This window comes from Stenotrophomonas maltophilia R551-3 (assembly GCF_000020665.1).
Taxonomy (GTDB): Bacteria; Pseudomonadota; Gammaproteobacteria; order Xanthomonadales; family Xanthomonadaceae; genus Stenotrophomonas; species Stenotrophomonas maltophilia_L.
Genome location: NC_011071.1, coordinates 3,546,231 through 3,569,087, shown reverse-complemented (window position 1 = coordinate 3,569,087; position 22,857 = coordinate 3,546,231). Strand labels below are relative to the sequence as shown.

The window sequence follows — 22,857 nt, the reverse complement described above, 5'->3', positions numbered from 1 at the left end:
AGATCGTTAACTTTTGGTCCCCATCGTCCGCTGCCCGGAGCGAGAATGATCGCTGCACTTATGCCCATCAGGCGATGCCTTGATTTTTCAGGGCGATCCAACCGGACAGAATTCTGGTCGTATTCCCTGCTTGCCGGGTTCGTGGCGGGGTTGGGCTACATTCTGATGAATGCCAGCTCCTGGCTGATCGGTACCGATCTCTACGATGGGGAAATGTCCCAGCATCTGCAGGGCGCAGGACTGGCAGTGGCGATGTTTGCCGTCATCGTCCTCCTCCCGCCGATGCTGGCCCTGGCCGTTCGGCGATTGCACGATATCGACGAGTCCGGCTGGTACGTGGTGATCGCATTCATTCCGTTGGGTGTGTTCGTTCTCTTTCCTCTCATGCTCCTTCCGGGAAGCGAGGAAGAGAATCGATTCGGCGGAATGCCTGGAGTGCCGGGCGCTTGAATCAGCGTTCTGGTGCGAAGTGGCAGCCACCACACCCGCATGATTGTTGATCGCATCACCCTCCGCCGATACACCCAATGGCTGCCGTTCCTGGCCTGGGTGGCCATCTGCGTGGCCTGGTGGTCGCCCTTGGGCGTGGTCGTTGGCCTGGCCGCATGCCTTGCCCTGGGCGGCGTGCTGCAGCGCTTCGATCTGGTTGGCGATGCCGTAGGCGGCGCACAGCTGCGCTCGCGGGCGACGCTGCCCTTTGCCATTTGGCCGCCCACGCACGATGTGCTGCTGGACTGGGGCGAGCTGGGTATGGGCGGGCCTGCCTACAGCACCCAGATGCTGCGCGATGGCGCCATCGTTGAAGGCGTATCGACCAGCGGCAGCCACGATGCCAGCGGTGAGTGGCAGGAGCTGGCAGGAAGCGCGCTGCGTGTGGCCAGTGGCTACATTGATCGCAGCGAGGCCGTGATCGTTTACGACGAAGCGGACAAGAGGGTGATGCACCTGCTGACGATTGTTCCCAGCCTGTTCTGGCAGGAACTGCACGAGCGCCGGCAGCTTGGCGGAGATGCAGAAGCCGCGATGTGGCTGCGCGATCTTCCCAGTCGAGTGACCACGCTGCGCCCCTGTCGGGGTCTATGGCTGGAACAGGAACACCCGGCACTGGCCGCCGGGTTGCCGCAGGCATTGCGGCATGTCCTGCCTGATGGCCGGGTTCTGCAGGCCATCCCGCTGCTTCCCGACGACCTGCGCCTGACCGCGCATCCGACCCTGTTCACCCGCGTCTGCCCGTACGCCCTCTGCCTTGATGGCGAGGCCAGTGACCGTCACGCCTGCGATCTGGAGACGGTCATCGCCAGCCCGTCAGGGCGATGCGTGGTGGTGGCGGGTAGCGTACTTGATGGGGATCTGCGTCCCATCGAGGGTGTGTGGCTCGTCCACTGGCAGGGGCGTTGGCAGGCCATCGGCCGCCGTGCGATGGGCGGCAGCGGCAAGGCCCGGAGTGGTGCCTGGATCGATGTGATCGAGGTCGGTGATGACGGTAGGCTTCGCTGCGAAGCCTATGAGGAACACTGGACGTTCGAGGCGATCACACGCATCCCCACGCCACACACGGCACTGGCACTGCCGGTGGAGTGGCGGGAAACCGGACTGGCCGTGCGTGTCCGCGATGGACGCTTCTCGCTGCGCCTGCCCCGCGCGGACCAGCGGCCGTCAGTCACAGGTTAGGCCGCTTCGAATCAAACAAGGAGGTTCCGGCATGCGTCGTGGATGCAGGCCGGGAAAGCGCTGGAAAAGCTGAAGAAATGGGCTGCGGGCAGTACTGAGTGCGGATGATCGGATTTCCGGATGACTCATGTGCCTTCCGCTTGCATCAGCTGCGCATACTCCTCGGTAAATAGCCCCGACAACGCCCGACGCTGCTCCGCATCAATGGCGCGTGAGGCGTTGGCTGTGTAGTCGAAATGCACCATCACGCAGCGCCCGCTGGCCACCAGGGCCTCGAACTGGAACGCCTGCTGCACGATCGACAGCGAGGAGCGGCCGATGGCCTCGATGCGGGTCTCGATGCGCACCTCATGGCCGGCCTGGATCTGCTGCAGGAAGTCGATCTCGTAGCGGCGCAGGATCAGCGTCAGGTCACGCATGCTGGCCTCCTGGCTGAAGTGGCGGAAGATCTCCTGGCGACCCTCCTCGAACCAGACGGGCAGGGCGGTGTTGGTGACGTGGCCAAGCACGTCCACTTCGGAAAATCGCGGAAACACGGTGATCGTCATCGGCCGCTCCATGCGCACTGAACAGGTCCGCGCAGTGTGCCGGCTGCTGCCGGCCAAGCCACGCCGCACGGCATCATCCACCCGCCACACGCCCGCGCTATGCTGCGCGCCTGCCGTCCGATCCCGCTGCGATGAAGCTCGCCATCCTGTCCCGCAACAGCACCCTGTATTCCACCCGCCGGCTGGTCGAGGCGGCGCGCGCGCGCGGCCACACCGTACGCATCCTCGACCCGCTGCGCTGCTACATGCGCATCGCCGCCGATGGCTTCTCGATGCACTACAAGGGCCGGCCGATGACCGGCGTGGACATGGTCATCCCGCGCATCGGCGCCTCGATCACCCGCTATGGCACCGCCGTGCTGCGCCAGTTCGAGCTGATGGGCGCGCGTACCCCCAATCCGTCCGATGCGATCCTGCGTTCGCGCGACAAGCTGCGCGCGCACCAACTGCTGGCGGCCAAGGGCATCGACATGCCGGTCACCGTGTTCGGTGACAACCCCGACGACACCGTCGACCTGCTGTCCATGCTCGGCCCGCCGCCGCACGTGGTGAAGCTCAACGAGGGTACCCAGGGCCGTGGCGTGATCCTCACCGAGAAGGCCAGCGCCTCGCGCGGCATCGTCGAGGCCCTGCGTGGGCTGTACGCCAACTTCCTGATGCAGGAGTTCATTGGCGAGGCCAAGGGCGCCGACCTGCGCTGCTTCGTGGTGGGCGACCAGGTGGTGGCCTCGATGCAGCGGCAGGCGCCGGAAGGCGACTTCCGTTCCAACCTGCATGCCGGGGGGACCGCCGTGGCGGCCAAGGCCAGCCGCGCCGAGCAGCAGGTGGCGGTGCGCTCGGCCAAGGCACTGGGCCTGTCGGTGTGCGGGGTGGACCTGATCCGCTCCGCACGCGGGCCGCTGGTGCTGGAAATCAATTCGACGCCCGGGCTGGAAGGGATCGAGGCCGCCTGCGGAGTGGACGTGGCCACGCGGATCATCGAACACGTCGAGAAGCTGAGAAAACCTTGATATTTCAGTTGGTTGTGATTCTCATGGGCAAGTGAGGCCGGCTTTAACACGCCTTTAATCGGGGCGGGCGTAGCCTTCAGCGAACCGCAGCTCTGCCTCTCAGCAGGATCGGTATCGGGATACAACTTCAGACCCAGGCGGGGGCACCGCCTGGGTCTTTTTTATGCCTGCCGAAGGCCCCTTGTGGAGGCCGCGTGACGGCCGTACAGTGCGCCCATCGTTCCTGGATGGATCGGAGGCTGGCGATGTACCGCATCACGATGATCGCGTTGTTGCTGGGTCTGGCCGGGGCCGCTGCGGCCAAGCCGGAAAAATCGGTGGTACAGATGGACCGGCAGTCGCCGGTGGCCGAACAGGTGCGCCGGGTCGAAAAGGCCCTGGACGATGGCGATTACAGCGAAATCTCCGCCGACGATCGCGTCCAGGTGCGGGAGGCGTTGGCCCGCATCACCGCGCGGATGGGCGACCACCAGAGCCTGCAGGAGCTGCCGGCACCGGTGCAGGGCGAAGTCTTCAATGACCAGGAGCGGATCAACACCCTGCTCACCCGCGCCCACGAGGACAGCCGGCAGATCTGCCAGCACACCCGCAGCACCGGCAGCAACATGCCCAAGAGCCGCTGCCTGACCGTGGCCGAGCGCCGCCGGATCGAAGAGAAGGGCAAGGCGCTTCTGAATGACCAGCGCACCTTCAACAATTTCAATCCAGCCAGCTCGCGATAAGGCCCTTTCCACCCGGCCGATTGGCACTTGCTGGCGTGAAGGCGGTGCGAATAGAGTCGGGATTCACTACAGACAAGGATTTGTTTGCCATGAAACAGGCTTTGATGACGGCCGTCCTGGTGTCGGGACTCGCCTTGGCCAGTACCGCATCGGCATCCAAGGGCAAGGAAATCTTCGTGCCCGGGCAGCCGCTGCAGCAGCAGATCGCGCGTATCGAGGTGGAGCTCAAGGATGGCGAGACCTATTCGGAACTGAAGCAGGATGAGCGTGCCCGCGTCAGCGAGGCGTTGGGGCGCATGCGTGGTGCGGTCGAGCAGTACCCCACGCGTGAGGCCATGCCTGAACCGGTACAAACCCAGGTCTTCAACGATCAGCAGGTCGTGAACACAGTTTTGACACAGGCGCGTGAAGATAGTCGTCTAATATGCCAACGTGAAAAGCCCATTGGTTCCAACCGAACCACCACGCAGTGCATGACCGTTGCCGAACGCGCCCGGCAGAAAGAACGGGCACAGCAGGACATGGGCCAGGTCATGCGCGCCGGCAGAACAGTCAATTAGAGGTGACAGTGAGAATCCTGGTAATCGAAGACAACAGCGACATTGCGGCCAACCTGGGCGACTACCTGGAGGACCGCGGGCATACGGTGGACTTCGCCGCTGACGGGGTCACCGGCCTGCATCTGGCCGTGGTGCACGAGTTCGACGCGATCGTGCTGGATCTCAACCTGCCAGGCATGGACGGCATCGAAGTGTGCCGCAAGCTGCGCAATGAAGCGCGCAAGCAGACCCCGGTACTGATGCTGACCGCCCGCGATTCGCTGGACAACAAGCTGGCGGGTTTCGATTCCGGTGCCGACGACTACCTGATCAAGCCGTTCGCGCTGCAGGAAGTGGAAGTGCGTCTGAACGCCCTGTCGCGTCGCGGCAAGGGCGTGCAGACCCGCGTGCTGGAAACCGGCGACCTGGAATACAACCTGGATACGCTGGAAGTGCGCCGCCAGGGCAAGCTGCTGCAGCTCAACCCGACCGCGCTGAAGATCCTGCAGGCGCTGATGGAAGCGGCCCCGGCCGTGGTGACCCGCCAGGAGCTGGAAACCCGCGTGTGGGGCGAGGAGCTGCCCGACTCCGATTCGCTGCGCGTGCATATCCATGGCCTGCGTGCGGTGGTCGACAAGCCGTTTGAAGTACCGCTGATCCAGACCCGCCATGGCATCGGATACCGCATCGCCACCCCGGAAGCCTGATTCCGTGGCAGCCAAGGGGGAGCGCCGGCGTACGCCGTATCGGCGGCGCCTGCGCAGCCGCATCATCGTGTCGTTCGTGTTGTTGGGCTTCTGCCTGACAACACTGTTCGCGTTCGCCACCAACTGGGCCCGCCTTCGCGTGGAAAACCAGCTGGTGGAAGAGTTGATGAACCGCAACATCGACGAGTACGCGCGGCGCTATTACGAACATCCGGGCCACAACCCGGATGCCCCCGTGCTGCAGATCAAGGCGTACGCGTACTCCAAGGACAAATTCGACCGGGTGCGCGAAGAGCGCGCGCAATGGGCCGGCTTCTCCGATGGCATCCACAGCGTCAGCGGTGATGAGCACGGCGAGGCGTATTCCTACAAGCTGGCGGTACGCAAGACGCCTGACGCCTGGTTCTTCCTCGCCTATGACATGACCGACAGCGTGCGCGGTGGCAAGCAGCTCAACCGCGCGCTGGTGCTGTCGGTGCTGGTGTTCAGTGTGCTGTCGCTGGTGCTGGGCTGGTGGTCGGCGTCGAAGGTGATGAAGCCGGTGTCGGACCTGGCCGCGCGGCTGCGTGCCTATCGCGGCGGCACCAGTGACCCGGAACCCCTGGCGCCACGCTTCCCCGACGACGAAGTGGGGCAGCTGGCACAGGCGCTGGACGACTATTCCTCGCGGCTGACCGAAGTGGTGCAGCGCGACCGTGAGTTCAACGCCGACGTCAGCCACGAACTGCGCACGCCGCTGGCGGTGATCCGTGGCGCTACCGAACTGCTGCTGACCCGGCCCGGCCTGGACGAGAAGGTACTGCAGCGCCTGCAGCGCATCCAGCGCGCCGAACAGCAGTGCAGCGACCTGATCGGCGCGCTGCTGCTGCTGTCGCGCAACGAGCGCGGGCAGGGCACCAGCAACGTGGCCCGCGTGGCCGAGCAGCTGCTGGACGCGCATCGCGCGCAGTTGGGCGGCAAGCCGCTGGAGCTGCTGCTGGAAGGCGAGCGCAACCTGGTCATCGACGCACCCGAAGCCGCCTTGTCGGTGGCGCTGGGCAACCTGATCGGCAATGCGGTGAAGTACTCGCAGGATGGCGAAGTACGCGTGTTCGTCGGCACCAATTCGGTGTCGGTGACCGACAGTGGCCCGGGCCTGAGTGAGGAAGACGCGGCCAAGCTGTTCCAGCGTGGCTACCGCGGCACCCATGCCGGCCACTCGCAGGGCGGAGGTATCGGCCTGTCGATCGTCAGCCGCCTGTGCGATCTGTACGGCTGGCAGGTGAGCGTGCGCCCCGGCGGCGAACGCGGCGTGATCGCCACCCTGACGTTCTCGCCGAAGCCGTTGTAAGCGGTAGGTGCCGCCGTTGTAGAGCCGAGCCCATGCTCGGCTGCCTTGGGCTCCCGGAGCCGAGCATGGGCTCGGCTCTACAGTAGATCCACTTCGCGCATGGATGCCCAATCAGTAGATCCACGCCATGCGTGGATGCACTCCGGTAGTGCCGGCCGCTGGCCGGCAACCAGGCCTCACCCCCCGGCCAACCCCAGATACCGCGCATGCAGCTGTTCCACCTGCACCTGCAGGTCCTCCGGCTGCCCGTCATTGACCACCACGTCATCGGCCAGCGCCAACCGCTGCGCGCGGCTGGCCTGCGCAGCAATCATCCGGTCGGCCAGCGCGGCATCAATGCCATCGCGCTGCATCAGCCGCGCATGCTGCACGGCTTCGGGCGCATCCACCAGCAACACCCGGTCCAGCCACGGGTAGGCTTTCCGCCCACCCACCTCGGTCAGCAGCGGAATCGCGGCAATCGCATAGGGGCTCTCAGCTTGCTCGCACTGCTGCTGCATCAGCAGGCGGATGGCCGGGTGGGTGATGGCCTCCAACGCCGTCCGCTCGGCCGGGTCGGCAAACACGTGGGCGCGCAGCCGGGCCCGGTCCAGGCCGCCATCGGCCAGCAGCATGTCGGCGCCGAAACGCTCGGCGATGCGGGCCAAGGCTGGGCTGCCGGCGGCGACCACGGCCCGTGCGGCCAGATCGGCGTCGGCCACCACGATCCCCAGCGCCTCGAAGCGCCGGGTCACTTCACTCTTGCCGGAGGCGATGCCGCCGGTCAGGCCCACCACATAGCGGCTCATGGGGACTCCCCTCAGCGCAGCCCGCTCATCAGCAGGTACTGCTCCACCACGGGAGCGCCCCACATGAAGTACAACCAGCCGGCGATGGCCAGGTAGGGGCCGAACGGGATCGGTGTGGCACGGTCACGGCCCCGGCTGTACAGCCAGATCGAGCCGATGATGGCGCCCAGCACCGACGACAGCAGGATGATCGGCAGGATGCCCTTCAACCCGCACCAGGCGCCCAGTGCGGCCAGCAGCTTGAAATCGCCATGGCCCATGCCTTCCTTGCCGGTCAGCTGCTTGAACAGCCACCACACCGTCCACAGCGACAGGTAACCCACCGCCGCACCCACCAGAGCGGGCTTGGCCGGCATGTACAGGTTGTCAATGCTGCCTATCAGCCCCAGCCACATCAGCGGCAGGGTCAACTGGTCGGGTAACAGCTGCGTGCGCAGGTCAATACCGGACAGAGCGATCAGGAAACAGGTCAGCACGATGGCGCCGAAGCCCTGCCAGCCGAAGCCGAACTGCCAGACGCAGGCCAGCACCAGCACCGAGGTCAGCGCCTCCACCAGCGGGTACTGCAGCGAGATCGGCGCCTTGCAGTGCCGGCACTTGCCGCCCTGGATGATCCAGCTGAACAGGGGGATGTTCTCGTACCAGCTCAGCTTGTGCTTGCAGTGCGGGCAGTGTGACGGCTCGACCACGATCCCCGGAGGGGGTGGTTCATAGAAGTCCGGCTCCTCCAGGACTTCGCGCGCATCGCGCTTCCACTGCCACTCCAGCCGCTTGGGCAGCCGCAGGATGACAACGTTGAGGAAACTGCCCAGCAGCAGTCCCAGGGCGGCCGCGGCGGGGTAGCCGAGGCCGGGATGCTGGTCGAGAAAAGCCATGTATGTGTTATCCGACGACGGAAGCGAGCTTGAAGATCGGCAGGTACATGCCGATGACCATGCCGCCGACGATGGTACCAATGAATACCATGATCATCGGTTCCAGCAGGCTGCTCAGGGCATCAACGGCATTGTTGACCTCCTGCTCATAGTACTCGGCCACCTTGAACAGCATGGCGTCCAGCGCGCCGGCCTCTTCGCCGATGCCAGTCATCTGGATGACCATGTGCGGGAACAGGTTGGTCTGCTTCATGGACACGTTGACCGGATAGCCGACCGAAACGTCGTCCCGCATGCGTAGTACGGCGTCCTCGTAAACGGTATTGCCCGTGGCGCCAGCGACGATGCCTAATGCTTCCACAAGCGGCACACCTGCCTTGAAGGTCACTGCAGTTGTGCGGGCGAAGCGCGCAATGGCACTGTTGTGCATGATCTGGCCGATGACTGGCACCCTCAGGACCAGGCGATCCATGCAGTGCTGCATCTTCGGAGAACGCTTGTAGGAGGCGATCAACCCAACAATGCCGCCTACCAAAACGATCAGTATCAACCACCACCAGGACACCATGAATCTGGATAGGTTGACAATCATCTGAGTGAAGGCAGGTAGTTCGGCGCCGAAGCCCTTGAACACATCTTCGAATTGCGGAACAACCCAAACGAGCAAAATGCTGCTGACCAAGAGCGCTACCGCCATGACCATGACGGGATAAAAGAGCGCTTTGCGAATCTTGCCTTTCAGGGATTCGATGTTCTCTTTGTAGGTGGCGACGGTGTCCAGCACCGTTTCAAGTACACCCGCCCCCTCGCCTGCACGCACCAAGTTGCGGTAGAGCTCGTCGAACTGCACCGGATGCTTGCTGACAGCCTCATACAAGGAGGACCCGCCCTCGATGTCGGTACGCACGGAGTCAACCATCTTTTTCATGCGCGGGTTCTTGTGCCCGCTCGCGATGATGTCCAGGGCGCCGACAATGGGCACGCCGGATTTCATCATTGTCGCCATCTGGCGGCTGAAGAACGCGATGTCCTTCGCCGAAATCTTGCTGCCAGCTGCCCCAAACAGGGGCTTTGGCTTAGGCTTCACTGTGCCAGGATTGATTCCTTGGCGTCGCAGTTCGGCCCGCAGCAGATTCGCGTTCTTGGCGGCCTGTTCGCCCTTCATCTTCACGCCCCGCTTGTCGGTCCCCTCCCAGACAAACGGTTGCAACTCCGTGGTACTGCGTGCCACGGGTACCTTCTTGATCGCACTGCGACTGACAGACATGTTGGCTCCCCAAGACCCGCCATCCCCGGGCGGGCGTCTAGCTGTTGATGGTAGCGGGTTCATGGTCATCTGGGCAGTTCGGGAACGGCCTGCGATGCACTTTCGTGCCGGGGGTCGACCAAAGGTGACGCACTGCGTCACATTGCCGCGTCCGTCGCAGATTCGCATCCGGGGGGTTCCCATCCGCGAAATTGATGCCATCATGAGCCCGGGGAAATCCAGGGGGGGGTGTGCCAGAGTTGGCACGCAACCTGCGTTGATCCACCCGCAGGGCGCAGGACCCGCTCAACCAGCTAGCAGGCTGGCTCGATCCTGGGCGCTGAAATCAACCACCACTATCTTGGGGATGTACCAATGAAGAACCAGAAGGGCTTCACCCTTATCGAACTGATGATCGTTGTTGCGATCATCGCCATTCTGGCCGCCATCGCGCTGCCTGCTTACCAGAACTATGTTGCCAAGTCGCAGGTTACTGCCGGCCTTGCCGACATCCGTGGCGGCGTCACCGCCTTCGAAGAAGGTATCCAGTCGGGTACCAAGACTGGCTCGGCCGCTCCGGCTGACCTCGGTCTGAATACCAGCACCCCGCGTTGCGCCATCGCTGCCACTGGCGCCTGGAACGCCGCCTCGGGTCAGACGATTACCTGCACCCTGAAGGGCAATCCGAAGGTTGCGGGCAAGACCATCACGCTGACCCGCAATGGCTCGGGCGCGTGGAATTGCTCTGCACACGCGGATCTGGCCACCTACAAGCCGGCCGGCTGCTGATAGCTGCCCTGCAGCCGTCTGAAGAAAGGGGGCGGTTTCGCCCCCTTTTTTTGTTGCCCATTTCGGGTAATGACCGGAGTTGAAGGGGAGTTGCCATGCGTGGGAAGCGTGGTTTTACGTTGATTGAAATGATGATAGTTGTCGCGACTATCGCGGTGCTTGCGGCCATTGCCGTGCCGATGTACCAGATGTACGTGGCCAGATCGCAGCTGACGGCGGGTCTGGCTGAGGTAAGTGGTGGGCGCACGATGTTCGAGTCGCAGATTCTCGCCAACAACATTACCACCTTCCAGCTTGCAGATATTGGTCTGCAGTCCAGTACTGCGCGATGCGTGATGAGCATGGAATCGTCGGAAACCGGAAGTATCCAGTGTCGCCTTAAGGGCAATCCGTTAGTCAACGGAAAGACGGTGCAGATTGCACGTAATATGTCCGGCAATTGGCAGTGCAAAGTTGATGCGAACATCCCTGCTTATCTCTGGCCTCGTGACTGCAACTGATGTCCATGGTGTTGAATGAATCGCGCGCGAAAGATCTGATCGCTTCGCCTCGCGTATGGATGGCTGTCCTCTTGGTCCTGGTGGCTGGCATTTTCTGGCCGGGGCTGAGGGGGCCCTTCATCTTTGATGACTTCGGCACGATTGTTGACAACAGCGCCATTCATGTGGAGAAGCTGGGTTGGCCGGAGCTCTGGAGGGCAGCCACATCGTTCGATCCAGGTGGTTTGCTGGGCGCGCGGCCGCTGTCGATGGTCAGCTTCGCGCTGAACTACGTTGGGAGTGGGCTGGATCCTTGGGCTTACAAACTGGTTGGACTACTCGTCCATCTGATCAATGTCGTTCTTGTGCTGCTTCTTACACGGCGGATCCTGAATCATCTGCGAGTTGTCCCGGCGGCCGTGGCGCTGCGCATTAGTTTTTTCGTTGCGCTGATCTGGGCCGTCCATCCCCTGCAGATTTCCAGTGTGCTGTACGTCGTGCAACGGATGGAGACGCTGGCGGCGAGTTTCATGCTGGGAGCGTTGCTGTGTTACCTGCAGGCGCGTGAGCGTCAAATACAGGGCGGATGCGCATGGCCATGGCTTGTAGCATGCCTGCCCCTTGCACTACTTGGCGTGCTTGCAAAGGAGTCCGGTGTACTAGTGGTTGCTTATGGCGTCCTACTGGAATGGGGAGTGCTGGCTTTCCAGGCGCGCTCGCTACGCGTGGCGCGCTTCTGGAAGCTGCTCTGCATCGTTGCCGTGATCACCGCCGTGGTGGGCTATTTGTTCGTGGTTGCGCCGGCGTACTGGGTCGACACCTATTTTGGTCGTGATTTCGGAACCTATGAGCGCCTGTTGAGTCAGTTGCGAATCTTGTGCATGTACCTCGGCCAAGTGTTCTGGCCTCTGCCCAATGCGCTGACGTTCTACTATGACGACTTTCAGCCCTCGCACGGCTGGCTGTATCCCGTCTCCACTCTGGTGTCGGGTGTGGCCCTGCTGGCGCTTCTGCTGGTGGCCCTCGGACTGCGGCGCAAGGTCCCGCTGTTCTGCTTGGGTATTGTCTGGTTCTTCGTCTCCCATATGTTAACCAGTAACGTGGTGGGTCTCGAGCTGATTTTCGAACACCGGAATTACCTTGCGTTGCTGGGTATTCTTTGGGCAATAGTGGCGATAGCTGTCCACATCCGGATTGAATCGGTAGTGGTCCGTTGGGCTGCCGTTAGTGCAATTGTCGTGCTGCTGTCCGGTGCGTCGTTGATACGTTCGAGCGTATGGGGCAACAGACTGCTGCTTGCCACTGACATGGCCCTGGAAAATCCACGCTCGGCGCGTGCTGCGAACGAGCTAGGGGCGATCTATCTGGAGATGTCGGATGGTTATGCGGACTCTCCTTTCAACGATCTGGCTATCGGCGAGTTTGAGCGTTCTGCGTCGCTGCCGGGAAGTTCCGTCATCAGTGATCAGGGGCTGATCCTGGCTGCCACCCAGGCTGGACGCCTGGTGCCGGACGCTTGGTGGCAGCGTTTGATTGGTAAGTTGCAGCACCAACCCATCGCGCCCGAAGTGAGTGGGGCACTTTTCTCACTGATGAACAGCCGTTACAAGGGTTTTGAATTGGATGATGGCCGCTTGGTGGAGGCCTTTGGCGTGCTATTCGAGCGCGCAACGTTGCCGCCCAACAGCTACGCTCAGTTTGGAGACTACCTATTGACGCATGCCGGCAATCCGGGACTAGCTGATTGGGCATTTGCCAAGTCTGTAGAGGAAAGTGTGGGCTGGCCGGGTTATGCGCAGAAGGTGATCGACGAATTGGAGCGCCAGGGCCACACCCATCAGGCGAACGTTGCGCGGGACACGGCAAGGCGACTGGGCATCGATGTTGAGCACTCCGATGAAACACAGGCACAGCGTCCTCAGTGAGTTACACCTGCGGACTGGACCGCCAACTCCAGCAGGTCAGCCAATACCGCCGCCCGGTCCTGCCAGTCGCTTATCCCCGTCAATGAAGGGTGCTTGGGGGCGGATAGCTGGCCGCTGATTGCAGCGGCCAACCCTTCTGCGTCACCGGGCGTATAGAGACAGGCGGTCTCGTTCTGGACCATTGCAACAGCGTCGCCCACGTTGGCGGTGACCACGGGTATTCGACATGCCAGGCTCTCGGCAAGCTTGAGCGGGTAGCAGTAGCGTCCAAAGGATGAGCTGCGGTTGCAGGTGATGGCCACATCCAATGCATTAAGCAGTATCGGCACACGTTGCCAGTCCAGCATGCCCAGGTCCAGCAGACGAGGGTGGTTAAAACGAGCTGCTGTGCCGCTCCTGCGGCCAGCAATCACCAAATGAAGATCGGCATCGCGCTCCGCCAGTTGGTGAAATGCCTGAAACATATCGGAGATGCCACGGCTTTGGTCGATGGCGCCAGCACAGCCGATCAAGCGCGAGGTGGTAGGCAGTCCCAGGCTCCGCCGGCAATCCAGCTTGTCCATGGTGTGGAAGATGTCGGTCCTCACTGCATTGGCAATCACCTGCACCGGGCCCCGCGGGTCAATGGTTTCCCGGACATGGTCAGCTAGTGCGTGAGTGACAGTACTGATCCCATCGGCGGATCTGCATGCATTCCTGAAGGCTGCTTTTAGTCCTGGGATACGGGTAAGGCCAAAGCTCTCGTAATTGTCATAAAGATCGAGCACACAAGGTACGGCGAGTCGCTTTGCGATCTTCATGCCGAGGATGCAGCATGGTGCATCCGAGGCCGCTAGCACGATATCCACCGGGTTTCGTTGATGAACGTCTTGGATGTATCCCGGCAAGCGGAAGGGGCCCTTCGGAATGGCATTGATTGATTGCCATTGAACGCCGCACAAAGACAGATGCTCTACGGCCGGGCGAGGCCGATAGCTCAAGGCAATGCCGCTGATCTGGATGCTCAGGCGAGCTAGGCCTTCTGGCAGCTCATACAATCTTCCATACTGGTCATCGAGAAGGTCCTGTCCGGTGTACTGCCGCTTGCAGAGCATGAGGACATGCATGTATGGACCTGTATGACTATTCTGGCGGGCAATGCATCATCATGGGCAGTTGAAGGGAGAAAGTCACCATGAAGGGCTGGCGATGGGGCTGATATCAGTACTTCGAGGGGTGGGAAACGGTCTGCGATTTGGCGAGAGGCCTGGATGGACACAGAGCGCGCTTCGGCGGCTGTTCCGTCATACGCGCGGACGGCAGGTTGTGGATGATTTCGATGGTCGGTTCACCGTGACGCTGGATCTGGCCGAGCACATGCAGCGGCGAATGTTCTGGATGGGATACTACAATCTTCGCTTGGTTTCCTTTCTGGATCGCATCCTGGAACCCGGAATGACCGTGGTCGATGTGGGTGCCAACATCGGCGAGGTCACCTTGGTCTGCGCCAATCGTGTTGGGCAGGACGGCTGCGTGGTCGCCCTGGAACCCGTCTCCGGGATCGCTGACGAGCTGCAGCTGAACGTTCAGTGCAATGGACTGCATTCTGTCGTGCAGATTTTCCGACAAGGGTTGGCTGCCGAGATTGGTCGACTGCCGATCTATGCATCCTGCGGGCAGCATGATGTGAATGAGGCTCACCAGGGGCTCGGGAGCCTGCATGGAATCGAGGGCGTCGATCAATGCATTGGGATGGTCGACATCACCACATTGGACGAACTCGCCCAGCGTATTGGCCTGTCACGACTGGATCTGTTGAAGATCGACATCGAAGGCGGTGAACTGCCCTGTCTGCGAGGTGGCATCGAAACCCTGCGGCGCTTCTCGCCGGTGATTGTGGTCGAAGTACAGGAACGTTCCAGTTTGGCAGCCGGATACCACAGTCGTGAGATCCTGGAATTGCTGGAGCCATTGGGGTATCGCTTCTATCGCTTGGAAGTGAAGGGACGCTTGGTCCGGATCGATATCCAGTGCCTTCGTGACTACCAGGATGTTGTTTGTATCGCGGGATGTAATCGGAGCGTGGAAGGGACATGATCTGGCTTATTGCAAGCCGATGGGAGCCGGGTGGCCTGGAGCGCGTGCAACTGAATCTGTCGCGCGGCTTCAACGAGCTGGGGCACACGGCTCGCGTCGTTGCAGGTCGTGATCTGGGTGGGCCGGGGGGCAGTGGCGAAGTTGAATTCATTGCTCCCCGTGGCGCCTGGCAACTACTACTTAAGCTTCCATGGCGCATTCGGCGCGAGCGGCCGCAGGTTGTGGTTACTACCTCCAACGATGTCGCCGTATGGGCTGTCTTCTGGAGGCGACTTCTCTATCCATCGACTGCTATTGTCGTGTCACAGCACCTTTCTTTGTCCGCGCCAAGGCATAAGGCGCATGGGCTGGCCCGGTGCAAACTGGAGTTGATTCGTCAGGCCATGCGCATGGTGGTGCCGCGGGCTCAAGGGGTGGTTGCCGTGTCCGCTGCCTTGGCAGCGGATATAGAGCATGAGCTGGGGCTCGCCGCTTCGTGCGTCCGGGTGATACACAATCCCTTGACCCGCAAGGACAATGCTCCCGTTATCCTGCCAAGCCACGCGTGGCCGTTCCCGAATGACGGGATTCCCGTTTTTGTGTATGCAGGGCGCCTTTCGTCAGAAAAACGATTGGACCTGCTGTGGGACGCTTATCGCCAACTTCGAACAACGCACATGGCCCGTTTGCTTGTGCTGGGGCAGGGAAAGGAAGGAGAGCGTCTCGCCGGGTGGATAGCGAGTAGTGATCTGAAGAACGAGTGTGCGATGCTTGGTCGGGTGGAGGACGTGTTGCCCTGGATTGCTCGGAGTACCGTGCTGGTGCTTCCGTCAGACTATGAGGGATTTGGAAATGTGCTGGTAGAGGCGATGTGCTGTGCGACCCAGGTGATAGCCACAGATTGCCCGTATGGGCCTGCGGAAGTGCTCGACGAAGGTCGCTATGGTCAATTAGTGCCTGTTGGCGACGTTGCGGCGTTGACCCAGGCTATGCGGATGGTACTGGATGGAAAGTACTGGGTGCCGCCTGAAGAGCTGCGCAAACGCAGCATGGAGTTCTCAATTGAAACGGCGTGCGAAGCCTATCTGGACGAGTTCAACCTGGCGCGGCGTCAGCGGCGACGGAACTGAAGAGAAGGGTTATCCAAGCGATAATGGCCATTAGTGCCTCGGATGCGATGATCATCCATACAGCCCCCTGTAAACCATGAGTGGGGATCCATGCCGATGCTATCCCTGCCATCATCAATAGTCCGACTGCTTCGATGAGGAACCGACGCATCTTCCAGCCCCGCCCAATCAATGCATGGCAGGCGATCTGGCGAAGGCTGTAGCCAAGCACGAATAATCCCATCCATCGCAGGCCCGAAATGGCAGCTGCGAACTCGCCGCCCAGTAGCCGGGGAAGCAGAACTGCGGCCCACCACAACACCAGGCCAGTGAGCATGCCGTAGCCGAAAGCGGTCATGACCATCGAGATGACAAGACGTCTGTATTGAGCAAGATCGCGCTGCGCTCTGAACAATCGTGGCATGGCGGACATGATCATTGCATCCAGTGGCATGGTCACCACGGCGGCGATGCGGTAGCAGGCGGCGTATAGGCCTGCTGTCTCACTGCCACCGATGCGAAGAACAAAGGATTTGTCCAGGGTGGTGACGCCGACAGCAGAGCTCCACGCAACGGCATGCCCCGTTCCATGCAACAAGTCACTACGCCCGATGTGCAAGTGCGCAGGGCCTGGCCGCAGCAGTCTGCGTACCAGCAGCAGTGCCAGCATCGCGCTGCATGCAGATGAAGCAAGGTGCAGCATGAGGTAGACAGTCAGATCATGATCCAGTGGCAGCAGGCTGAAGACGCAGATCGCGGCCAACCTCAAGATTGCATTCAATGCGGGTAGCGCGGCTGACCAGCCCAGTCGGTCATTGGCAGAGAAAGCAAATGCCGCGTTGGTCACGAAGGGGAATGCAATGATCTCCGAGAGCGCGATCAGGCCGAGTGCGTGCCAAGGCAGTAGGCCTGCAGTCAGTAGCGAGAAAAGCAGGGAGAGTGGGAGTGCGCTCAGCACGCAAAGGAACAAGCACTGTTTCCAATAGCGAGGGAACTGCGCGCGGTCCGAAGCGCTGTACTGGTACATGAGCATACCGCCACCAAGTCCGACTAAGCCCGCAAGGGCCGATGCCGTACCTACCGTGCCGGAGAATAGTCCGTAGTTTGTCGCTCCCAATACGCGCGCGCCGATGATTATCCACGCGGCGAGGCAAACGATCCGAATACCTTGCCAGAACATCACCAGAATTGAGGTCCTGGCCAGATTTCCCAGGCGCGGCAGTCTACCGAGCATCCGGTTTCTCCATGATGGTCTGCAGTTGCTTCACATAGCGGGTGGCTACCTTCGCATGGTCGAAACGGTCCACCAGCGCCTGGCGTTGCTCATGGGCCCAGGTTAGGGCATCTTCTGGCGCGTCCAGAAGATCCAGTAGTACCTCGGCGAGACTTGCTGCAGAGCGCTGTTGCGCCAGATAGTGCGGCGGCCCGGAAGGGAATGCATCACGCACGGCAGCAACGTCGGTTGTGACGACCGGGCATCCGCAGCCCAGGGCTTCCACCGAGACCAGACCAAGACCTTCCTGATCACCATTGCGTGCTTCGATGAAGGGCGCGACAAGAGCGATTGCACGCTGATAGTGCATCGGCAGCGTTTCCTGCGACACTGCCCCGAGAAAGCGAACATGGCGCTGTAGCCCAAGCGCCTCCACCTGGGACTGGCATGCCTGAAGCTCAGGCCCATGTCCGATGACAGTGAGTGAGACCCGGGGATGTCGAGCCAGGACCGCTGGCAACGCATCAATCAGATACGTCAAGCCCTTCTTCTCTACCAGTCGCCCAACGAACAGAAGTTCATCACGCGCGCGTTCCATCGAAGAGGGGATGAAACGATGCTGAAGATCCACTCCCATTGGCGAGACTGCCAACGGCAGGTCGGCCGCCAGGGTGCGAAATGGCGCCACCATCGCATGACTCACGACGCTGGCGGCCTGGGCCCGAGCGAGGGCAAAGCGCTTCATGGCCTGGAACAATGGCCCACGGAGTGAAAAGAGATCGCCGCCGTGGGAAGTCACCAACATCGGAGGGCGGAGCCGTTTCGGCAACAGCGCGCTGGCAAGTCCCTGTGGGATGATCCAATGGACATGCAGGACCTTATGGCGATGGCGCTGCAGCTCGCGTCGCATGGCCCACCATTGGGCCAGAAGAAAGGTTGGCACCAGCACCAACGTCCATGGGCGGCGGCGGAGGTTGGAGGTGATGCCTCCGCCATTGACCAGCTGTTCCATTGCCTCGGGTGCGTATCGATATCGAATGACCTGAACCCCATCGAGCTGCTCGCGCGTGGCCGCGCCCGGGGCATGGGGGCATAGCACTGTGACTTTGAAATCACTAGTCAGGCGTTGGCTCAAAGCGTGCACAAACCCAGGCTCGGGGTCGCCCGCCCAGCGCGGATAGGTAGACGCAACAACCAGCAATCCCGGAAGATCTGCAGCCTGTGCGTCAGCCTCTGTCACGGCTGCGAGTCCTTCCGTGATGCGAGGTAAGTAAGGCCGGTGATCTGCTCCGACACCAATCCGATCAGGAAGATGATCACCGATGCACTGAACAGCAATGTGCTCATGTTGGTGAATCGGTGCATGGTCGCGAACGTGTATCCGTAATACCCAAGGCCAAGCATAAAGAACGCCAGTGCTACCGGAGCGAACAGTTTCAGCGGAGAGTAAAGTGTCGCGATCTTGAAGATGATGAGCAGGAAGCGGATGCCGTCCTTGATCGGACGGATGTGACTGCCATTGCCCACGCGCTTTGCTACCGGGATAGGCACATAGGCGACCGGATAGGCGCTTCGGAAGAAGGCCATGGTGCTGGTGGTCGGGTAGCTGAATCCGTTCGGCAGAAGGTGTAGGAATTCACGGAAGCGCCCTGCGCGGACTGCGCGGAAGCCAGAGGTGAGGTCCATCACTTTGAAGCCGGTCATGTGGCTGGCCAGCCAGTTGTAGAATCCATTGGCCAAGCCGCGATGAACGTTGGCCTGGCCGCTGCTGTCGCGTGCACCAACGACCATGTCGTAGCCTTCGGCCAGCTTGTCCAGCAAAGCGCGGATGTGGGCCGGATCATGTTGACCGTCCGCGTCCATGAACACCAGTATGTCTCCGCTGGCGGCACGTGCGCCACGCTTGATCGAGGCACCATTGCCCATTGAGTAGGGACTGGAAAGGACCTGAGCGCCCTGTTCACGGGCAATGATTGCCGTCGCGTCGGTGGATCCATCGTCGACGACGATGATCTCTGCATGCGGGTAGTGCTGACGAAGTGCCGGCAGCGTGCGAAGAAGGCCTTCGGCTTCGTTCTTGGCCGGCAGGATGATGCTGAGCTGATTCAAGGTGTGTCCCCATTTTCCCCAGTGCAATGTTACTCCGCTGCGATGTATGAATGGGGTGGTAACTCCGTGGAAGCGGAGCGGGGGAGGCCTTGCAGGACCTGCTGGACGTACAGGCACGACGGATCCCAAACATGTGATCCGATGGGATGTTGGTCGACCCTTGACGGAGCTATCATCCCCGGGGGAGTCAGGATCGTGTCTGCCGGGCTGGGAGTGCCGGGCAAGGCAGTGTTGCTCATGGATTGGCGATGCCATTGGCCGTTGGGTCGTGGCAGGTTCTGCTGCCCGGTGCCGTGCCCTTGGAGGGTGCCCGGCGCTGCCAGACCCATGAGCCAAGGATTTCTATGAATGCCGTAACCACCGCCAACCTTGTCGGCATCACCGGCCTGGCCCGTCGCCTGGTCCAGGACGGCGCCCTGGATGAGGCCAGCGCCCGCGACGCCATGGCCAAGGCCGCCGCGGCCCGCCAGCCGTTGCCCACGTGGTTCGCGCAGAACAAGCTGGTCAATGCCTCGCAGCTGGCCGCCGCCAATGCGGTCGAGTTCGGCATGCCGCTGTTTGACGTGTCCACCTTCGATGCCAGCCAGAATGCGATGAGCCTGGTCAGCGAGGAGCTGCTGCGCAAGCACAACGTGCTGCCGTTGTTCAAACGGGGTGGCAAGCTGTTTGTCGGCACCAGCAACCCGACCCACTCGCTGGACGAAATCAAGTTCCACACCAACCTGGTGGTGGAGCCCATCCTGGTCGACGAGGACCAGATCCGCCGCACGCTGGAGCAGTGGCACGCCAGCCATGACACCATCGGCGACGCCTTGGGCAGTGACGACGACGGCATGGGAAACCTGGATGTCGCGGCCGGTGACGAAGATCTCGGCACCAGCAGTGGCGACTCCGGCATCGACGCCAAGGGCGACGACACCCCAGTGGTGAAGTTCGTCAACAAGGTGCTGGTCGATGCGATCCGCAAGGGTGCATCGGACATCCATTTCGAGCCCTACGAAGACGATTACCGTGTGCGCCTGCGCATCGACGGCCTGCTGAAGATGGTCGCGCGCGCGCCGGTGAAGTTGAATCAGCGCATCGCCGCGCGCCTGAAGGTGATGGCGCAGCTGGATATCGCCGAGAAGCGCGTGCCGCAGGACGGGCGCATCAAGCTCAACCTGTCCAAGAGCAAGCAGATCGACTTCCGCGTCAGCACGCTGCCGACCCTGTTTGGCGAGAAGGTGGTACTGCGTATCCTCGATGGCAGCGCGGCCAAGCTGGGCATCGACAAGCTGGGCTACGAGCCGGACCAGCAGAAGCTGTTCCAGGATGCCATCCACAAGCCGTACGGCATGGTGCTGGTGACCGGCCCGACTGGTTCGGGCAAGACCGTGTCGTTGTATACCGCGCTGGGCATCCTCAACGACGAGACGCGCAACATCTCCACCGCCGAAGACCCGGTGGAAATCCGCTTGCCCGGCGTCAACCAGGTGCAGCAGAACAACAAGCGCGGCATGACCTTTGCTGCGGCGCTGCGCTCGTTCCTGCGCCAGGACCCGGACATCATCATGGTCGGCGAAATCCGCGACCTGGAGACGGCCGAGATCGCGATCAAGGCGGCGCAGACCGGCCACATGGTGCTGTCCACGCTGCATACCAACGACGCGCCGCAGACCATCGCGCGTTTGATGAACATGGGCATCGCGCCGTACAACATCACCAGCTCGGTGACGCTGGTGATCGCCCAGCGCCTGGCACGCCGCCTGTGCGGCAACTGCAAGCGGCGCTCGACCCTGCCGGAGCATGCGCTGCTGGCCGAGGGCTTTACCCAGGCGCAGCTGGACGCGGGCATCGAGCTGTATGAGGCGGTGGGCTGCGATGAGTGCACCGAGGGCTACAAGGGCCGAACCGGTATCTACCAGGTGATGCCGATGACTGATGAGATCGCCACCATCGTGCTGGCTGGCGGCAACGCGCTGCAGATTGCGGAAGCAGCGCAGCAGATCGGGGTGAATGACCTGCGGCAGTCGGCATTGAAGAAGGCGGCGGCAGGCGTGACCAGCCTGGCCGAGATCAATCGCGTGACCAAGGATTGATGCCGCGCGGCTTTCTGTAGAGCCGAGCCATGCTCGGCTCAATGCCCGAACAGCAGCCGAGCATGGGCTCGGCCCTACAGTAGATCCACGCCATGCGTGGATGCGGGATGTGTGAGGTTGCCAGCCAGCGGCCGGTCCTACCACGTTGGTAGGTGGATCCACGACATGCGTGGATGGGGTGCCGCGCATCGGGTCAGAGCCCTTTCCTGCGGAAAGGGATCCGACCCGGTCCTTACTCCATCCCCAGCTTCTTCAGCTTGTAGCGCAGCGCACGGAAGGTGATGCCCAGCTGTGCGGCGGTGCGGGTCTTGTTCCAGCGGTTCTCTTCCAGCGCGCGCTGGATGGCGCTGCGCTCGAGCTGCTCGATGTACGAGGGCAGGGCAGCGCTGCCAGGCTGCAGGTCGGCCACGGCTTCGACAGGAGCGGCACCGCCGGGGACGCGCGGAGCATGCTGCGGCAGGCGCAGGTCGTCTGCACCGATGCAGTCTTCCTCGGCCAGCGCCAGCGCCCGTTCCAGGATGTTCTCCAGTTCGCGCACGTTGCCGGGGAAGGCGTACTGGGCCAGTGCCTCCAGCGCCGACGGCGCCAGCAGCGGGGTGGCGCGGCCGTGGCTGCGGGCCAGTCGTGCCAGCACTGCCGCGGCCAGCTCCGGCAGGTCCTGGCGGCGCTCGCGCAGCGGCGGCACCCTCAGTTCGATCACGTTGATGCGGTAGTAGAGGTCGTGGCGGAAACGCCCGTCCTCGACCAGTTCGGCCAGATCGCGGTGGGTGGCAGAGAGGATGCGCACGTCCACCGGTTCTTCGTTGGCTGCACCGACCGGCCGCACCGACTTCTCCTGGATCGCGCGCAGCAGTTTCACCTGCATCTGCAGCGGCAGCTCGGCCACTTCGTCCAGGAACAGGGTGCCGCCGTGTGCGGCCTGGAACAGGCCGGGCTTGTCGGCATGGGCGCCGCTGAAGCTGCCCTTGCGATGGCCGAAGAACTCGCTTTCCATCAGCTCGCCGGGAATGGCGCCGCAGTTGACCGGAATGAACGGTCCGGCCGCGCGCGCGCCCTGGGCGTGGATGGTGCGTGCGACCAGTTCCTTGCCAACGCCGGACTCACCCAGGATGTAGACCGGCGCCTGGCTGCGCGCGACCTTGCCGATGGTGGTGCGCAGCACGTCCATGGCCGGCGAAGCGCCCAGCAGGCGTGCGCCCTGTTCGGCGTTGGGCCCGGGCTGCGGGCGTTCGGCGTTGTTGAGTTCCAGTGCATGCTTGACCAGTCCACGCAGGACGGCGATATCCACCGGCTTGCTGACGAAGTCGAAGGCACCGGCCTTCAGTGCTTCCACGGCCAGGTCCATGCTGCCGAAGGCGGTGATCATCGCCACCGGCGTGCGCGGGTAGTGCTGGGCGATCTCGCTGACCAGCTCGATGCCGTTGCCATCGGGCAGCCGCATGTCGGTGATGCACAGGTCGTACGGATTGCTGGCCAGCAGCTCGCGCGCTTCGGCCAGGTTGGCGGCGGTACTGATACGCAGCCCCATGCGGCCGAGGGTCAGTACCAGCAGTTCGCGGATGTCGCGTTCATCGTCGACGACGAGGGCGCTGCGGGTTTCGTTCATGGGCGTGAAAGATAAACGAGGGGGCTGGAAGCGACAAATGTTTGACGCACAGAATCGG

General features: G+C 62.2%; 22 protein-coding genes. 13 read left to right on the top strand and 9 right to left on the bottom strand.

Translation table 11 applies throughout. The annotated features are described in order from the left end of the window. Positions 1-45: 45 nt before the first annotated feature. Both SMAL_RS16200 and SMAL_RS16195 read left to right on the top strand, forming a co-directional pair. The gene (locus SMAL_RS16200; RefSeq protein ID WP_006387338.1) at positions 46-450 is read left to right on the top strand and encodes a DUF805 domain-containing protein; all 405 of its coding nucleotides are present in this window, start codon (positions 46-48) and stop codon (positions 448-450) included. A 39-nt stretch (positions 451-489) separates the two neighbouring features. Next, a complete protein-coding gene (locus SMAL_RS16195; RefSeq protein ID WP_012511945.1) occupies positions 490-1,671 on the top strand; it encodes a hypothetical protein in 1,182 nt (393 codons plus the stop codon). 125 nt (positions 1,672-1,796) lie between these two features. On the opposite strand, the gene SMAL_RS16190 is transcribed toward SMAL_RS16195, so the two are convergent. Further along, positions 1,797-2,219 carry an acyl-CoA thioesterase gene (locus SMAL_RS16190; protein ID WP_012511944.1) on the bottom strand — a complete coding sequence of 141 codons (423 nt, stop codon included), beginning with the start codon at positions 2,217-2,219 and terminating at the stop codon, positions 1,797-1,799. 131 nt (positions 2,220-2,350) lie between these two features. On the opposite strand from SMAL_RS16190, the gene rimK reads away from it, so the two are divergent. From rimK to SMAL_RS16165, 5 genes are all read left to right on the top strand, one after another. After that, positions 2,351-3,229, top strand: coding sequence for a 30S ribosomal protein S6--L-glutamate ligase (gene rimK / locus SMAL_RS16185; RefSeq protein ID WP_012511943.1), 879 nt, complete (start codon positions 2,351-2,353; stop codon positions 3,227-3,229). A 245-nt stretch (positions 3,230-3,474) separates the two neighbouring features. Beyond that, positions 3,475-3,951, top strand: a complete 477-nt coding sequence (locus SMAL_RS16180; protein WP_006387229.1) for a hypothetical protein — start codon at positions 3,475-3,477, stop codon at positions 3,949-3,951. A gap of 89 nt (positions 3,952-4,040) precedes the next feature. Then, positions 4,041-4,511: a hypothetical protein gene (locus tag SMAL_RS16175; RefSeq protein ID WP_006387227.1), complete on the top strand. Its 471-nt coding sequence runs from the start codon at positions 4,041-4,043 to the stop codon at positions 4,509-4,511. Between the two features lie 8 nt (positions 4,512-4,519). Next, positions 4,520-5,197 carry a response regulator transcription factor gene (locus tag SMAL_RS16170; RefSeq protein WP_005410804.1) on the top strand — a complete coding sequence of 226 codons (678 nt, stop codon included), beginning with the start codon at positions 4,520-4,522 and terminating at the stop codon, positions 5,195-5,197. Beyond that, entirely contained in the window at positions 5,160-6,527 is a 1,368-nt protein-coding gene (locus tag SMAL_RS16165) for a sensor histidine kinase (RefSeq protein WP_012511942.1), read from the top strand. Before SMAL_RS16170 ends, SMAL_RS16165 begins: the two co-directional genes overlap by 38 nt. Before the next feature lie 176 nt (positions 6,528-6,703). Here SMAL_RS16165 and coaE read toward each other — a convergent pair whose 3' ends face one another. Genes coaE through SMAL_RS16150 form a run of 3 tightly spaced genes read right to left on the bottom strand, consistent with a single transcriptional unit; the run spans position 6,704 to position 9,457 of the window. After that, positions 6,704-7,315, bottom strand: coding sequence for a dephospho-CoA kinase (gene coaE, locus SMAL_RS16160; RefSeq protein WP_012511941.1), 612 nt, complete (start codon positions 7,313-7,315; stop codon positions 6,704-6,706). Between the two features lie 11 nt (positions 7,316-7,326). Next, complete coding sequence (locus tag SMAL_RS16155) at positions 7,327-8,190, bottom strand: prepilin peptidase (RefSeq protein ID WP_012511940.1); 864 nt, start codon at positions 8,188-8,190, stop codon at positions 7,327-7,329. A gap of 7 nt (positions 8,191-8,197) precedes the next feature. Further along, entirely contained in the window at positions 8,198-9,457 is a 1,260-nt protein-coding gene (locus tag SMAL_RS16150) for a type II secretion system F family protein (RefSeq protein ID WP_012511939.1), read from the bottom strand. 354 nt (positions 9,458-9,811) lie between these two features. On the opposite strand from SMAL_RS16150, the gene SMAL_RS16145 reads away from it, so the two are divergent. The 3 genes from SMAL_RS16145 to SMAL_RS16135 all read left to right on the top strand — a co-directional run bounded on the left by SMAL_RS16145 (position 9,812) and on the right by SMAL_RS16135 (position 12,629). Next, a complete protein-coding gene (locus SMAL_RS16145) occupies positions 9,812-10,225 on the top strand; it encodes a pilin (protein ID WP_012511938.1) in 414 nt (137 codons plus the stop codon). Positions 10,226-10,320: 95 nt separating this feature from the next. Further along, a complete protein-coding gene (locus SMAL_RS21285) occupies positions 10,321-10,725 on the top strand; it encodes a pilin (protein ID WP_012511937.1) in 405 nt (134 codons plus the stop codon). Beyond that, positions 10,725-12,629: a hypothetical protein gene (locus SMAL_RS16135; protein ID WP_012511936.1), complete on the top strand. Its 1,905-nt coding sequence runs from the start codon at positions 10,725-10,727 to the stop codon at positions 12,627-12,629. Before SMAL_RS21285 ends, SMAL_RS16135 begins: the two co-directional genes overlap by 1 nt. Here SMAL_RS16135 and SMAL_RS16130 read toward each other — a convergent pair. After that, positions 12,623-13,735: a glycosyltransferase family 4 protein gene (locus tag SMAL_RS16130; RefSeq protein ID WP_012511935.1), complete on the bottom strand. Its 1,113-nt coding sequence runs from the start codon at positions 13,733-13,735 to the stop codon at positions 12,623-12,625. The genes SMAL_RS16135 and SMAL_RS16130 overlap by 7 nt on opposite strands. Positions 13,736-13,934: 199 nt before the next feature. Between SMAL_RS16130 and SMAL_RS16125 the strand changes: the two genes are divergently transcribed. Both SMAL_RS16125 and SMAL_RS16120 read left to right on the top strand, forming a co-directional pair. Continuing rightward, on the top strand, positions 13,935-14,705 hold the full coding sequence (locus SMAL_RS16125; RefSeq protein WP_041864581.1) for an FkbM family methyltransferase: 771 nt from the start codon (positions 13,935-13,937) through the stop codon (positions 14,703-14,705). Beyond that, positions 14,702-15,814 (top strand): glycosyltransferase, encoded by a 1,113-nt coding sequence (locus SMAL_RS16120; protein ID WP_012511933.1) that lies wholly within the window; start codon positions 14,702-14,704, stop codon positions 15,812-15,814. Before SMAL_RS16125 ends, SMAL_RS16120 begins: the two co-directional genes overlap by 4 nt. Here SMAL_RS16120 and SMAL_RS16115 read toward each other — a convergent pair. From SMAL_RS16115 to SMAL_RS16105, 3 genes are read right to left on the bottom strand one after another with little or no spacing between them, the layout of a single operon-like run. Further along, positions 15,780-17,027, bottom strand: coding sequence for an oligosaccharide flippase family protein (locus SMAL_RS16115; RefSeq protein WP_012511932.1), 1,248 nt, complete (start codon positions 17,025-17,027; stop codon positions 15,780-15,782). The two genes, SMAL_RS16120 and SMAL_RS16115, sit on opposite strands and share 35 nt — an antisense overlap. After that, positions 17,017-18,246, bottom strand: coding sequence for a glycosyltransferase (locus SMAL_RS16110; RefSeq protein WP_012511931.1), 1,230 nt, complete (start codon positions 18,244-18,246; stop codon positions 17,017-17,019). The genes SMAL_RS16115 and SMAL_RS16110 overlap by 11 nt, the downstream gene beginning before the upstream one ends. Then, positions 18,243-19,115 carry a glycosyltransferase family 2 protein gene (locus SMAL_RS16105; RefSeq protein ID WP_041864579.1) on the bottom strand — a complete coding sequence of 291 codons (873 nt, stop codon included), beginning with the start codon at positions 19,113-19,115 and terminating at the stop codon, positions 18,243-18,245. Before SMAL_RS16105 ends, SMAL_RS16110 begins: the two co-directional genes overlap by 4 nt. Positions 19,116-19,459: 344 nt before the next feature. Between SMAL_RS16105 and pilB the strand changes: the two genes are divergently transcribed. Next, a complete protein-coding gene (gene pilB, locus SMAL_RS16100; protein WP_012511929.1) occupies positions 19,460-21,193 on the top strand; it encodes a type IV-A pilus assembly ATPase PilB in 1,734 nt (577 codons plus the stop codon). Positions 21,194-21,425: 232 nt separating this feature from the next. On the opposite strand, the gene SMAL_RS16095 is transcribed toward pilB, so the two are convergent. After that, positions 21,426-22,799 (bottom strand): sigma-54-dependent transcriptional regulator, encoded by a 1,374-nt coding sequence (locus SMAL_RS16095; RefSeq protein WP_006387002.1) that lies wholly within the window; start codon positions 22,797-22,799, stop codon positions 21,426-21,428. Positions 22,800-22,857 lie beyond the last annotated feature (58 nt).